General features: G+C 69.9%; 9 protein-coding genes. 8 read left to right on the top strand and 1 reads right to left on the bottom strand.

The window, feature by feature from the left end:
* The first annotated feature begins 46 nt into the window (after window positions 1-46).
* The 6 genes from QZH52_RS00980 to QZH52_RS00955 all read left to right on the top strand — a co-directional run bounded on the left by QZH52_RS00980 (window position 47) and on the right by QZH52_RS00955 (window position 9454).
* Window positions 47-1882, top strand: coding sequence for an NADH-ubiquinone oxidoreductase-F iron-sulfur binding region domain-containing protein (locus tag QZH52_RS00980; protein ID WP_301802533.1), 1836 nt, complete (start codon window positions 47-49; stop codon window positions 1880-1882).
* Window positions 1879-4770, top strand: coding sequence for a formate dehydrogenase subunit alpha (fdhF, locus tag QZH52_RS00975; protein ID WP_301802531.1), 2892 nt, complete (start codon window positions 1879-1881; stop codon window positions 4768-4770). The genes QZH52_RS00980 and fdhF overlap by 4 nt, the downstream gene beginning before the upstream one ends.
* Entirely contained in the window at window positions 4752-5654 is a 903-nt protein-coding gene (locus QZH52_RS00970) for a LysR family transcriptional regulator (RefSeq protein ID WP_301802527.1), read from the top strand. The genes fdhF and QZH52_RS00970 overlap by 19 nt, the downstream gene beginning before the upstream one ends.
* A gap of 92 nt (window positions 5655-5746) precedes the next feature.
* Complete coding sequence (locus tag QZH52_RS00965; protein WP_301803320.1) at window positions 5747-8041, top strand: FdhF/YdeP family oxidoreductase; 2295 nt, start codon at window positions 5747-5749, stop codon at window positions 8039-8041.
* Window positions 8038-8937 carry a formate dehydrogenase accessory sulfurtransferase FdhD gene (gene fdhD / locus QZH52_RS00960; protein WP_436411520.1) on the top strand — a complete coding sequence of 300 codons (900 nt, stop codon included), beginning with the start codon at window positions 8038-8040 and terminating at the stop codon, window positions 8935-8937. Before QZH52_RS00965 ends, fdhD begins: the two co-directional genes overlap by 4 nt.
* 106 nt (window positions 8938-9043) lie before the next feature.
* Window positions 9044-9454 (top strand): FHA domain-containing protein, encoded by a 411-nt coding sequence (locus tag QZH52_RS00955; RefSeq protein ID WP_301802524.1) that lies wholly within the window; start codon window positions 9044-9046, stop codon window positions 9452-9454.
* A gap of 12 nt (window positions 9455-9466) precedes the next feature.
* Here the strand turns inward: QZH52_RS00955 and QZH52_RS00950 are convergent, their stop codons facing one another.
* Complete coding sequence (locus QZH52_RS00950; protein ID WP_301802522.1) at window positions 9467-9988, bottom strand: hypothetical protein; 522 nt, start codon at window positions 9986-9988, stop codon at window positions 9467-9469.
* Window positions 9989-10158: 170 nt separating this feature from the next.
* On the opposite strand from QZH52_RS00950, the gene QZH52_RS00945 reads away from it, so the two are divergent.
* Together QZH52_RS00945 and QZH52_RS00940 are read left to right on the top strand one after the other, a co-directional pair.
* Entirely contained in the window at window positions 10159-11034 is an 876-nt protein-coding gene (locus QZH52_RS00945; protein WP_301802519.1) for a formate dehydrogenase accessory sulfurtransferase FdhD, read from the top strand.
* A gap of 46 nt (window positions 11035-11080) precedes the next feature.
* On the top strand, window positions 11081-13597 hold the full coding sequence (locus tag QZH52_RS00940) for an ABC transporter permease (protein WP_301802516.1): 2517 nt from the start codon (window positions 11081-11083) through the stop codon (window positions 13595-13597).
* The last annotated feature ends 100 nt before the right edge of the window (window positions 13598-13697 follow it).

Raw genomic sequence — 13697 nt, 5'->3', positions numbered from 1 at the left:
AGACCCAGGCGCCCGCCCGAACGGCGGGCGCCCAAGGCCGAGGCAAATGCAATACCCAGGCACCGAAGAGACAATCAGGGAAGTCGTCGTCGCAACCCCCGACCAGTTGCGCGAGCGCATTCGCAAGAAGAGCCGGCTGAAGGGGCGGCAACCCGAAGAGGATTCGCTGCGGCAGGTCGGCGAACTGCTGGGCCCGCGGCCCGGCGACGGCTACCCGCGTGACCTGCTGATCGAATACCTGCACAAGGTCAACGACGCGCACGGTTGCCTGCGCGACCACCACCTGGTCGCCCTCGCGACGCTCATGAACATCCCGATGGCGGAGGTGTTCGAGGTCGCGACCTTCTATCACCACTTCGAAGTCGTTCGCGGCGGCGACGCGGCGCCCGGCCTCACGGTGCGCGTGTGCGACAGCCTGTCGTGCGAGATGGCGGGCGCCAAGGACCTGATCGCGCGGCTGCCCGCGCTGCTCGGGCAGGCCGGGCGCAACGACGTGCGGGTGGTCGCGGCGCCATGCCTGGGCCGCTGCGAGCAGGCGCCCGCCGCGGCCGTGCACCAGCGCGCGGTGCCGCAGGCGACGGCCGACAAGGTGCTCGCCGCGCTGCGCTCCGGCGACACGCTGCGGGCGCAGCCGCCCGGGCCTGCGCAGCCGGTGGCACGCTTCGAGCCCTCGGCCTGGGCCGAGCGCAGCGTGTCGCCGGGGCTCGGCGCGATCGAGGTCCATCCGGCCTACACCGACTACGCGACCTACCGCGCGCACGGCGGCTATCAGCTGGTCGCCGCTCTGGTCGACAACGACAAGCAGGCCGAGACGGTGATCCGCGCCATGGAGAACTCGGGCCTGCGCGGCCTGGGCGGCGCGGGATTTCCGACCGGACGCAAGTGGCGCATCGTGCGCGACCAGCCGGCGCCCAAGCTGATGGCGGTCAACATCGACGAGGGCGAGCCCGGCACCTTCAAGGACCGCGTCTACCTCGAACGCGATCCGCATCGCTTCCTCGAAGGCGTGCTGATCGCGGCGCGCATCGTGGGCATCGATGCCTGCTACCTCTACCTGCGCGACGAATACCACGACTGCCGCGAACTGCTCGCCGCCGAGTTGGCCAAGCTGCAGGCCGACCCGCCATGTCCGCTGCCGCACATCGAACTGCGTCGCGGCGCGGGTGCGTACATCTGCGGCGAAGAGTCCGCAATGATCGAAAGCATCGAAGGCAAGCGCGGCGAGCCGCGGATGCGGCCGCCCTACATCGCGGAGGTGGGCCTGTTCGGCCGGCCGACGCTGGAGCACAACTTCGAGACGCTCTACTGGGTGCGCGACATCGTGCAGAAGGGACCCCAATGGTTCGGCGGCTTCGGCCGCCACGGCCGCAAGGGGCTGCGCAGCTTCAGCGTGAGCGGGCGCGTGAAGTCGCCGGGCGTGAAGCTGGCGCCGGCCGGCATCACGGTGCAGGAACTGATCGACGAATACTGCGGCGGCATGCAGGACGGCCACGCGCTGTATGCCTACCTGCCGGGCGGCGCATCGGGCGGCATCCTGCCGGCGCGCATGAACGACATCCCGCTGGACTTCGACACGCTGCAGCCGCACGGCTGCTTCATCGGCTCGGCGGCGGTGATGGTGCTGAGCCAGCATGACCGCGCCCGCGATGCCGCGCTCAACGTGATGCGCTTCTTCGAGCACGAGAGCTGCGGCCAGTGCACGCCGTGCCGGGTCGGCACCGCGAAGGCGGCGGCGCTGATGGAAGCGCCGGTGTGGGACAACGCCACGCTCGAAGACCTCGCGCAGGTCATGGGCGATGCATCCATCTGCGGATTGGGGCAGGCTGCACCCAACCCGATACGCTGCATCCAGAAATATTTTCCGCAGGAGATTGCCGAATGAACGCGCCCGCCAAGCTGGCCGAACTGCTGCCGCAGACGGTCGAGTTCCGGCTCGACGGCAAGACCGTGGAAGCCTTCGAGGGCGAGACCATCCTGAAGGCGGCGCAACGCCACGGGGTCGACATTCCGCACCTTTGCTACAAGGACGGCCTGCGCCCCGACGGCAATTGCCGCGCCTGCGTGGTCGAGCTGAAGGGCGAGCGCACCCTGGCGCCGAGCTGCTGCCGCACCGTCGCCTCCGGCATGGAGGTTCAGGCGACCAGCGAACGGGCCCTGAAGAGCCAGAAGATGGTGGTCGAGATGCTGCTGTCGGACATGCCGGACGCAGGCTACAAGTGGATCGGCGACGACGCGACGCGCCAGCACGGCGAGCTCAGCGACTGGGCGGCGCGGCTCGATGTCGCAGTGCGGCCCGAACTGAAGGCGCTGCGCCGCGAGCAGCCTGCGGCCGACGTGTCGCACCCGGCGATGGCGGTGAACCTCGATGCCTGCATCCAGTGCAACCGCTGCGTGCGCGCCTGCCGCGAAGAGCAGGTCAACGACGTCATCGGCTACGCCCTGCGCGGCGAGCATTCGAAGATCGTCTTCGACCTCGACGACCCGATGGGCGACAGCACCTGCGTGGCCTGCGGCGAGTGCGTGCAGGCCTGCCCGACCGGTGCGCTCATGCCCAAGAGCTTCATCGGCTCGCAGGCGGTCGATCGCAAGGTCGATTCGGTGTGCCCGTTCTGTGGCGTGGGCTGCCTCATCACGTACAACGTCAAGGACGAGAAGATCGTCAGCGTCGACGGCCGCGACGGCCCTGCCAACCACAGCCGGCTGTGCGTCAAGGGCCGCTTCGGCTTCGACTACGCGCACCATCCGCAGCGTCTCACCAAGCCGCTGATCCGCAAGCCCGGCGTTCCCAAGGGCTTCGACGATGCGCCGCGTCCCGGCGACTGGAGCGAAGCCTTCCGCGAAGCAAGCTGGGAAGAAGCGCTGGCGCTCGCCGCCGGCCAGCTCAAGGGCCTGCGCGACACGCACGGCCCGAAGGCGCTGGCCGGGTTCGGCTCCGCCAAGGGCAGCAACGAGGAGGCCTACCTGTTCCAGAAGCTGGTTCGCACCGGCTTCGGCAGCAACAACGTCGACCACTGCACCCGGCTGTGCCATGCGTCCAGCGTCGCGGCGCTGCTCGAAGGCGTGGGCTCGGGCGCGGTGAGCAACCAGGTCAACGACGTCGATCACGCGGAACTGATCTTCATCATCGGTTCCAATCCGACCGCCAACCATCCGGTGGCCGCCACCTGGATGAAGAACGCGGCCAGGCGCGGGGCGAAGATCGTGCTGGCGGACCCGCGCCGCACCGACATCAGCAAGCATGCCTGGCGCACCTTGCAGTTCAAGGCCGACACCGATGTCGCGATGCTCAACGCGCTGATCCACGCGGTGATCGACGAGGGGCTGGTCGACGAGGCCTTCGTCCGCGACCGCGCCAGCAACTTCGAGGCCCTGCGCGACAACGTGAAGGGCTACAGCCCCGAGGCGATGGCGCCGATCTGCGGCGTGCCGGCCGAGACGCTGCGCGAAGTCGCCCGCGCCTTCGCCACCGCGAAGGGCGCGATGGTGCTGTGGGGCATGGGCATCAGCCAGCACGTGCACGGCACCGACAACGCGCGCTGCCTGATCGCGCTGGTCACGGTCACCGGCCAGATCGGCAAGCCCGGCTCCGGCCTGCACCCGCTGCGCGGCCAGAACAACGTGCAGGGGGCGAGCGATGCGGGGCTGATCCCGATGATGTTCCCCAACTACCAGCGCGTCGACAACGCTGCAGCGCACGCTTGGTTCGAAGAGTTCTGGGGCATGCCGCTCGACGAGAAACCCGGCTACACGGTGGTCGAGATCATGCACAAGGCGCTGGCGCCCGACGACGATCCGCACAAGGTGCGCGGCATGTACATCATGGGCGAGAACCCGGCCATGAGCGACCCCGACCTGAACCATGCGCGCCATGCGCTCGCCAGCCTGGAGCACCTGGTGGTGCAGGACATCTTCATGACCGAGACCGCCTGGCTGGCCGACGTGGTGCTGCCGGCCAGCGCCTGGCCCGAGAAGACCGGCACGGTGAGCAACACCGACCGCATGGTGCAACTCGGCAAGCGGGCGCTCGATCCGCCGGGCGATGCCAGGCCCGATCTCTGGATCATCCAGCAGATCGCCCGACGCATGGGACTGGCCTGGAACTACGAGGGCGAAGAAAGCGGCGTGGCCGCGGTCTACGACGAAATGCGCCAGGCCATGCATGCCGCCATCAGCGGCATCACATGGGAGCGCCTGCAGCGCGAGTCGAGCGTGACCTACCCGTGCCTGAGCGCGGACGATCCCGGCCAGCCGACCGTGTTCATCGACCGCTTCCCGACCGCCGACGGCCGCGTGAAGCTGGTGCCGGCCGACATCATCCCGGCCGACGAGCGGCCCGACGCCGACTACCCCTTCGTGCTCATCACCGGCCGCCAGCTCGAGCACTGGCACACCGGCAGCATGACGCGCCGCGCGACCGTGCTCGACGCGCTGGAGCCGATGGCGACCGCCTCGATGCACCAGGCCGACCTCGACGCGATGGGGCTGGCGCCGGGCGACGTGATCACCATCCGGTCGCGCCGCGGCGAGGTGGCGATCCACGTGCGGCGCGACGACGGCACGCCGCACGGGGCGGTGTTCGTGCCCTTCGCCTACTACGAGGCGGCGGCCAACCTGATGACCAACGCCGCACTCGACCCCTTCGGCAAGATTCCGGAGTTCAAGTATTGCGCGGTGCGGATCGAGCGCGGCGGCCAGCCCATGGCGGCTGCGGGTTACGGAACCGGCGCGACGGGGGACAATCCACCCCACCCATGGACAGCCTCGACCTGATCAAGACCTTTCGCGAGGTCGCATCGCACGGCAGCTTTTCCCGGGCCGCGACCAAGCTCGACGTGTCGAAGGCCACGGTGAGCAAGTACATCGCCGAACTCGAGACCCGACTGGGCGTGCGGCTGCTCAACCGCTCCACGCGCGCCGTCAGCCTGACCGACGCCGGGTCGCTGCTGCTGGAGCGCAGCAAGCCGATGATGGAGATGTTCGAGTTGACCCAGGCCGAGGTCCAGGAGCACGCCAGCCACCCCACCGGGCGGCTGCGCATCTCGGCGCCGCTGGGGGCGGGCCAGGGCGACCTGCCGAAGATGATCGGCGAATTCATGGGCCACTATCCCGACGTCAGCATCAGCCTGCAGCTCCTGAACCGGGCCCCCGACATGGCGGAGGAGGGCATCGACTTGGCGCTGCACTTCGGCCCGATCGAGGACGAGAACCTGATCGTGCGCAAGCTGGCGCGCCGCGCCCTGGTGGTGTGCGCCTCGCCGCTGTACTGGCGCAAGCACGGCAAGCCCACGCACCCGCGGGAACTGGCGGGCCACGATGCCTTGACCCAGACCCGGTTGGGCGCCCACCCCGAGTGGCGCTTCGAAGTCGACGGCAAGCCCTTCGACGTGGCGATGAAGAGCCGCATGGATGCGACCGAGGCGGCGCCCCTGATCCAGGTCGCGATGCAGGGCTTCGGCGTGATCTACATGCCCGAGATGCTGGTGCAGCCGCACATCGACCACGGCGAGTTGGTGCCGGTGCTGCAGGACTACGTGCGCAGCGACATGTGGCTGTCGGCCGCCTACCTGCAGCGGCGCCACAACAGCGCCGCGCTGCGGGCGCTGCTGGACTTCCTGGAGTCGCGCTTCAAGGGGCGGGGCGGCGCCAAGGGCTGAGCTGGACGCGGGGGCGCATCATTTCCGTTTTGAATCGTGGCATGTCCCGATTCAATTTGACGCTGCGGCGGGGGCCGCCAACACTGCCCGCCATGCAGGAACAGAAGATCGAGTTTTACCAGGGGCCGGCCGGCGGCTGGGGTGCGCTGCGCAGCGTGACACGGGCGCTGCGGGCGCAGAGCATCGCGCTGAAGGGGGCGAGGACCCTGCTGTCTGCCAACCAGCCCGATGGCTTCGACTGCCCCGGCTGCGCCTGGCCCGACCGCAACCATGCCTCGACCTTCGAGTTCTGCGAGAACGGTGCCAAGGCCGTGGCGGCCGAGGCGACCGCCCGGCGGGCCGGGCCCGAGCTGTTCGCGCAGCACACCGTCAGGCAACTGGCCGAGCAAAGCGATTTCTGGCTCGAGGACCAGGGCCGCCTGACGCATCCGATGGCCTACGACGCCGCCAGCGACAAATACGTGCCGATCGGCTGGGACGACGCCTTTGCGCTGATCGCCCGCCATCTCCAGGCGCTGCCCGATCCGAACCAGGCTATCTTCTATACCTCGGGCCGGGCCAGCAACGAGGCCGCCTTCCTCTACCAGCTGTTCGTGCGCGAGTACGGCACCAACAACTTCCCCGACTGCTCCAACATGTGCCACGAGCCCAGCGGCAGCGGCATGCGGCCGCAGATCGGCGTCGGCAAGGGCACGGTCACGCTGGAGGATTTCGAGCACGCCGACGCGATCTTCATCTTTGGCCAGAACCCGGGCACCAACCATCCGCGGATGCTCGGCGAGCTGCGCGCGGCGCACCGGCGCGGCGCGAAGATCGTGAGCTTCAATCCGCTGCGCGAGCGCGGCCTGGAGCGCTTCGCCGACCCGCAGGACAAGCTCGAGATGGCGACGCTCGGCTCGACGCCGATCAGCACCCACTACTTCCAGCTGCGCGTCGGCGGCGATTTCGCGCTGGTCAAGGGGATGATGAAGCACCTGGTCGAGTGCGAGGACGCCGGCCAGGCCACGCTCGACCACGCCTTCATCGCCGAGCATTCGGTCGGCTTCGAGGCCCTGGCGGCCGACCTGCGGGCCGAGTCCTGGGCGCTGCTGGTGCGCGAGTCGGGGCTGTCCGAGGCGCAGATCCGGGCCGCCGCCGAGGTCTACCGCCAGGCCAAACGGGCGATCGTCTGCTGGGGCATGGGCATCACGCAGCACGTCGATTCGGTCGCCACAATCCAGATGCTGGTCAACCTGCTGATGCTGCGCGGCAATATCGGCCGTCCCGGCGCCGGCGCCTGCCCGGTGCGTGGCCACAGCAATGTCCAGGGCGACCGCACCATGGGCATCTGGGAAAAGCCGCCGGCCGAATTGCTGGACCGGCTGCGCGATGTATTCGGCTTCGAGCCGCCGCGTCAGCCCGGCTGGGACACGGTGGAGTCGATCCGCGCGATGCGCGATGGCCGCGGCAAGGTCTTCTTCGCGCTCGGCGGCAACTTCGCCGCCGCCACGCCCGACACCCACGAGACCTGGAAGGCGCTGCGCCGCTGCGATCTCACGGTGCACGTCACGACCAAGCTCAATCGCAGCCACGTGGTGCACGGGCGCGAGGCGCTGATCCTGCCTTGCCTGGGCCGCACCGAGGTCGACCGCCAGGCCGGCGGCCTGCAGGGGGTGACGGTGGAAGACTCGATGAGCATGGTCCACATGTCGGTGGGCATCAACGCGCCGGCCTCGGAGCACCTGCTGTCCGAGCCGGCGATCGTGGCGCGGCTGGCCGCCGCCACGCTGGGGGCGCGCAGCCGTACGCCCTGGCTGGCGCTGATCGAGGACTACGGGCGCATCCGCGACCGGATCGAGGCGGTGTTCGACGACTTCAAGGATTTCAACCGCCGGCTCGCCGTCCCGGGCGGCTTCCGCCTGCCCAATCCGGCGGCGCGGCGCGACTGGGCCACGCCTTCCGGCAAGGCCGTCTTCTTCACGCATGCGGTGCCGCAGGACACGCCCTCGCACCGGGCCCGCGCCCGGCGGGGCGACACGGTGGTGTTCACGCTGCTGAGCACCCGCTCGCACGACCAGTACAACACCACCATCTACGGCCACGACGACCGCTACCGAGGGGTCTTCGGCCAGCGCCGCGTGGTCTTCATCCATGCCGAGGACATCCGGGCGCTGGGCCTGAAGGACGGCGACTGGGTCGACATCCACACCGTCTGGGACGATGGCCAGGAACGCCGGGCCGACCGCTTCAAGCTGGTGGCCTACGACATTCCGCGCGGCAACCTCGCGGCCTACTACCCCGAGACCAATCCGCTGGTGCCGCTGGAATCGGTGGCGCGCGATGCCGGCACGCCGGCGTCCAAGTCGATCCCGGTGGTGTTGCTGCCGCACGCGGCGGGGCCGCTGTGACGAGCGCCCTGGTCGACGCCGGTGTCGGGTTCGACCTCGAGGCCCCGGCGCCGCTGTCGCACCGAAGCGTGCGCGTGTTCGGCGAGGCCGGTGCGCCGGCGGCGGGACTGGCGCGCGGCGACGTGCTGGCGACCGAGCTGCCGGTGGCCCTGGTCTTCAACGGCATTTCGCATGCGGTGATGATGGCCACCCCGCAGGACCTCGAGGCCTTCGCCCTCGGCTTCGCGCTCAGCGAAGGGATCCTCGACCACGTGCGCGACTGCCGCGGCATCGCGCAGCGGCGGATCGACGCGCGCGAGGCCGGCCTGCCCGAGGGCATCGAGGGCATCGAGGTGCAGCTCGAGATCTCGGCGCGCAGCTTCGAGCGGCTCAAGGGTCGCCGGCGCAGCATGGCCGGGCGCACCGGATGCGGCGTCTGCGGTGTCGAGAGCTTCGCGGCCCTCGACCTGCAAAGCAGCCCGGTCGCGCGCCGCGCCTGGATCGAACGAGTCGACCTGCCGACCGTGCTGCGCGCCTTCGCGGCGCTGCCGGCGCGCCAGGCGCTCAATGCCGAGGCGGGCGCGCTTCACGCGGCGGGCTGGGCGACCCTGGGCGGCGAGTTGACCGACGTGCTGGAAGACGTGGGTCGCCACAATGCGCTCGACAAGCTGCTCGGCACGCTGGCGCGCGCCGGCCGGCTCAGCGAGCCCGGCTTCGTCGTCCTCTCCAGCCGCGGCAGCCACGAACTGGTCCGCAAGTGCGCGCGCCTCGGCATTGCCGCGATCGCCACCATCTCGGCGCCGACGGCGATGGGCGTGCAGGTCGCCCAGCTGGCCGGGCTGCGGCTGTGGGGGCTGTGCCGGGCCCCGCGCGGCGTGCTGTACGCGGCCGGCCACGCGCTGGATGCCAAAACTTGACGCCCCTGAAACGAACAGGAATGGATTAAGCCTTCTGTTTCGTTCTTTCGAAAGCGCACTTAAGTCCTAAGCTCGATCCCAGTTCAATGAACCACAGGAACGGGGTATGGCAAGACTGATCATCCTGGCTCGAAACAGCAGCGTGCGCCAGGTCAACATCGCAAGCCCGATCACCACGATCGGGCGGTCCGGCAGCAACAGCGTCTGCATCGACAGCCAGCGCGTGAGCCGGCATCACGCGGCGATCGAGTGGACCGGCGAGCATTTCCTGCTCACCGACATGGGCAGCCGCAACGGCACCTACGTCAACAACGAGAAGGTCAGGTCGCACGCCCTGGTCAACGGCGATGCGATCGTGGTCGGCGATTGCCAGCTGCGGTTTCTTTACAGCCGGGCCCTGCCGCCGGTCGATGCGCTTCGGCTCATGACCCAGCCGGGCGAGCTGGTGGAGTTCGATGCGCACATGGCGCGCAGCGCGAACCGGCGCCTGTCCGAGCGCCGCGTGTTCGCCCGCTGACGCGGGGCGCCCTCAGGCGTACTGCGCCGCCATCGGCCGGCCTTGCGGCGCGATCGCCTGGGCCGGCATGGCCATCGCCTGGCGACGCTCGGCGATCAGCCGGGCGACCAGCTGGGCGGCCAATTCGAGCTTCTTGAGGTCGCGCGCCTCCAGCGCCGGATCGGGATTGAAGCTGAACGAATAGAAGGTGCCATAGACTGCGCCGTCGGCGAGCACCACCGGTGCGCTCAAGTAGCAGCCCGCGGGCACCTGGGCGCGCAGCACCTGCTTGCAGAAAGCCAGTTCGAGCGGCTCGGCCTGCTCGTCGATGAACTGGGCGCGCTGCGAGTCCTGCCGGCGATGCGAGACTTGGCGGCCGTCGACGAACTCGCAGGCGAAGGCGGCCTCCATCGCGTGCTGGTCACGCAGCAGCCTGAGCACCTGGTGGACCGAGGGGTCGAGCAGCGGATCGCTCATGTCCGGGGTCGCCATCAGGAGTTCGGACACGGTCACCTCGAGCGATTCGACTGCGTGAAGGTGTTCGTAGTAGCTCATGTGGGGGATCTCCGGTGGAATGCGTCCATTGGAGCGCAGAAAGCGGCCAAGCCTGGAAAATGAGAACTAAGGTTTCGTTTTTGTGCGGACCTTTGTCACGAAATCCGCGCCGGGCTTGCTTCAGGATGTGACTCGGCCACCGGCGCCCGGCTTCGGCTATCGTCCCCTGCATGGCGAATCCTGAAACCCCGTCGGCCGTGGCAGCGGCCCTTCCGCGGCTGACGAAGGCGCGGGCACCGCTCACGCGCGAAGTCGAGGTGGTCGACGAGCATGGCGCGTCGAGCCGAGTGTCGATTCCTGCCGAACGCGACCTGACGATCTACGTCGACCGCCGCGAGCTGGTCACGCTCATGACCCTCGGCGCGCAGCCCGAACTGCTGGTGCTGGGCTACCTGCTGAACCAGCGCCTGATCGAATCCGCGGCCGACGTCGAGTCGATCACGGTCGACTGGGAGGTCGGTGCCGCGGCCGTCAAGACCCATGCCGGCATCGACCGGATCGAGGAGCGGACCGCGAAGAAGGTGGTCACCACCGGCTGCGGGCAGGGCAGCGTGTTCGGCGAACTCATGGCCGGCATCGACAGCCTGCAATTGCCCGACACCCGCATGACCCAGGCCCAGCTCTATGCGCTGGTCGACGCGATCCGGCTCCAGGAAAGCACCTACAAGTCGGCCGGCTCGGTGCACGGCTGCGCCCTGTTCACGCTCGAGGAGGGCGACCAGGCCCGCATGCAGTGCTTCGTCGAGGACGTCGGCCGCCACAACGCGATCGACACGATAGCCGGCTGGATCGCGATGCAGGCGCAGCTGGCCGGCGCGCGGGTCTTCTACACCACCGGCCGCCTGACCAGCGAGATGGTCATCAAGTCGGCGCAGATGGGCGTGGCGATCGTCGTCTCGCGCAGCGGTATCACGCAGATGGGACACGAGGTGGCGCAGCGGGTCGGGCTGTGCGCGATCGGGCGGGCGACCAACCGGCGCTTCCTTTGCTTTGCGGGGGCGCGGCGGCTGGTGCTGCAGCCGGGGCTGGCCGGCGCCAGGCCCTAAATCCTTCGATTTCGCGGGCGCCGCCGGCTCGGCTATCGTCGGGCCCATGAATGCCTTTCTTCGCCTCGGCTGGCGCACGCTCTGGCGCGACCTGCGCGCCGGTGAACTCCGACTCCTGATCGTCGCCGTGCTGCTGGCGGTGGCGGCGCTGACCGCGGTCGGCTTCTTCGCCGACCGGCTCAAGGGCGGGCTGCAGCGCGATGCCCGCCAGCTGCTCGGCGGCGACGCGGTGCTGGCGAGCGACAACCCGACGCCACCGGCCTTCGTCGAGCGGGCCCGCTCGCTCGGGCTGGCGGGTGCCGGCACCTACGGCTTCCCGACCATGGCGCGCGCCAGCGAGGCCCAGGGCGGTGCGAGCAAGCTGGTGGCGCTGAAGGCGGTCTCGGCCGGCTATCCGCTGCGCGGCGCGGTGCAGGTCGCGGTCGACGCCGAAGGTCCCGGACAGGCCACGCGCGAGGTGCCCGCGCCCGGCGAGGCCTGGGTCGACGGCCCGCTGCTCGACGCGCTGGCGCTCAAGGTCGGCGACACGCTGCTGCTCGGCGATGCCGGCCTGCGCATCGCCCGCGTGATCACGCTGGAGCCCGACCGCGGCGCCGGCTTCATGAGCTTCGCGCCGCGCGTGATGCTGAACCAGGCCGACATTGCCCGCACCGGGCTCGTGCAGCCCGCCAGCCGGGTGAGCTACCGCTTCGCGGTGGCCGGCGATACGGCGGCGGTGAAGCGCTTCAGCGACGAGGTCGATGCTTCGATCAAGAAGGGCGAACTGCGTGGGGCCCGCCTCGAATCCTTCGAGAGCGGCCGCCCCGAGATGCGGCAGACGCTCGATCGGGCCGAGAAATTCCTCAACCTGGTGGCGCTGCTGGCGGCGCTGCTGTCGGCCGTGGCGGTGGCGTTGGCGGCACGCGGCTTCGCGGCCAGCCACCTCGACGACTGCGCGATGCTGCGCGTGCTGGGCCAGAGCCAGCGCACCATCGCAGGCGCCTATGCCTTCGAGTTCGCCGTCATCGGGCTGATCGCCAGCGCGCTGGGCGTGGCGATCGGCTACGGCGTGCATTATGTCTTCGTGCTGCTGCTGGCCGGGTTGGTCGAGAGCGCGCTGCCTGCGCCCACGCTGTGGCCGGTCGCCTTCGGACTCGGCGTCGGACTCACGCTGCTGTTCGCCTTCGGCTTGCCGCCGGTCCTGCAACTCGCCCGGGTCCCGCCGCTGCGCGTGATCCGGCGCGATGTCGGCGGCCTGAAGCCGGCCTCGATCACCGTGCTGGCCATCGGGGTGGCCGGGTTCGCGGCGCTGCTGGTCGCGGCCAGCAGCGACCTCAAGCTGGGGCTGATCGCGGTCGGCGGGTTTGCGGTGGCGGTGGCGGTGTTCGCGCTCCTGAGCTGGCTCGCCGTCAAGGTGCTGCGGCGCAGCGTCAACGAGACCACGGCGCCGCGCTGGCTGGTGCTGGCGACGCGCCAGATCTCGGCCCGGCCGGCGTATGCGGTGGTGCAGGTGAGCGCGCTGGCGGTCGGCCTGCTGGCGCTGATCCTGCTCGTGCTGCTGCGCACCGACCTGGTGTCGAGCTGGCGCGCGGCCACGCCGCCGGATGCGCCGAACCGCTTCGTGATCAACGTCATGCCCGACCAGAGCGATGCCTTCCAGCAGAGCCTGCGCGACGGTGGCGTACGCAAGTTCGACTGGTACCCGATGATCCGCGGCCGGCTGGTGGCGATCAACGACCGGCCGGTCTCGCCGGACGACTACACCGAAGACCGCGCCAAGCGGCTGGTCGACCGCGAATTCAACCTCAGCAACAGCGCCGAGGCGCCGCCGCACAACCAGATCACCGCGGGGGCCTGGACGCCCGATGCCGCGGGCGAACTGAGCGTCGAGGAAGGGCTGGCCCAGACGCTGGGCCTGAAGCTCGGCGACACCCTGCGCTTCGACATCGGCGGCCAGCAGAACGAGGCCCGCATCACCTCGCTGCGCAAGGTCGACTGGGGCTCGATGCACGCCAATTTCTTCGTCATGTACACGGTCGCGGCGCTGGCCGACGTGCCCGTGACCTACATGGGCGCCTTCCGCGCGCCCGAGGTCAAGGGCTTCGACAACGCGCTGGTGCGCAGCTACCCGAACGTCACCAACGTCGACATGAGCGCCACCATCGGCCAGGTCCAGCGGGTGCTCGACCAGGTGATCCGGGCGGTCGAGTTCCTGTTCGGCTTCACGCTCGCGGCCGGGCTGGTGGTGCTGTTCGCGGCGGTCACCGCGACCCGCGAGGAGCGCGCGCGCGAGTTCGCCGTGATGCGGGCGGTGGGTGCGCGGGCCAGCCTGCTGCGGCAGGTGCAGCGCGCGGAGCTGGCGGGAGTCGGGCTGCTGGCCGGCTTCCTGGCCAGCATCGTGGCCTCGGTCATCGGCTGGGCGCTGGCGCGCTTCGTGTTCGATTTCACCTGGACCGCGTCGCCGCTGGTGCCGATCGCCGGCGCCCTGGCGGGCGCGGCGCTGGCCCTCGCGGCCGGCTGGTGGGGACTGCGCGAAGTGCTGCTGCGGCCGGTGGTGGCGACGCTGCGGCAGGCTGCGGAGTAGCTGCGGGGGCCACCCGGTGCCCTCGGCACGGGTAGCGCCGTGCGGTGCTGGCCGAGGATGAACCACCGGCTTGACGGCTCGCGCCGATGGTGTGCTCTGC

This window comes from Variovorax ginsengisoli, from assembly GCF_030486595.1.
Lineage (GTDB): Bacteria > Pseudomonadota > Gammaproteobacteria > Burkholderiales > Burkholderiaceae_C > Variovorax > Variovorax ginsengisoli_B.
This window is presented reverse-complemented; position numbering and strand designations above follow the sequence as displayed.

Coding starts and splice junctions, on each gene's coding strand:
- QZH52_RS00980 (WP_301802533.1), top strand. CDS start 47: ATGCAATACCCAGGCACCGAAGAGACAATCAGGGAAGTCGTCGTCGCA.
- fdhF (WP_301802531.1), top strand. CDS start 1,879: ATGAACGCGCCCGCCAAGCTGGCCGAACTGCTGCCGCAGACGGTCGAG.
- QZH52_RS00970 (WP_301802527.1), top strand. CDS start 4,752: ATGGACAGCCTCGACCTGATCAAGACCTTTCGCGAGGTCGCATCGCAC.
- QZH52_RS00965 (WP_301803320.1), top strand. CDS start 5,747: ATGCAGGAACAGAAGATCGAGTTTTACCAGGGGCCGGCCGGCGGCTGG.
- QZH52_RS00955 (WP_301802524.1), top strand. CDS start 9,044: ATGGCAAGACTGATCATCCTGGCTCGAAACAGCAGCGTGCGCCAGGTC.
- QZH52_RS00950 (WP_301802522.1), bottom strand. CDS start 9,988: ATGAGCTACTACGAACACCTTCACGCAGTCGAATCGCTCGAGGTGACC.
- QZH52_RS00945 (WP_301802519.1), top strand. CDS start 10,159: ATGGCGAATCCTGAAACCCCGTCGGCCGTGGCAGCGGCCCTTCCGCGG.
- QZH52_RS00940 (WP_301802516.1), top strand. CDS start 11,081: ATGAATGCCTTTCTTCGCCTCGGCTGGCGCACGCTCTGGCGCGACCTG.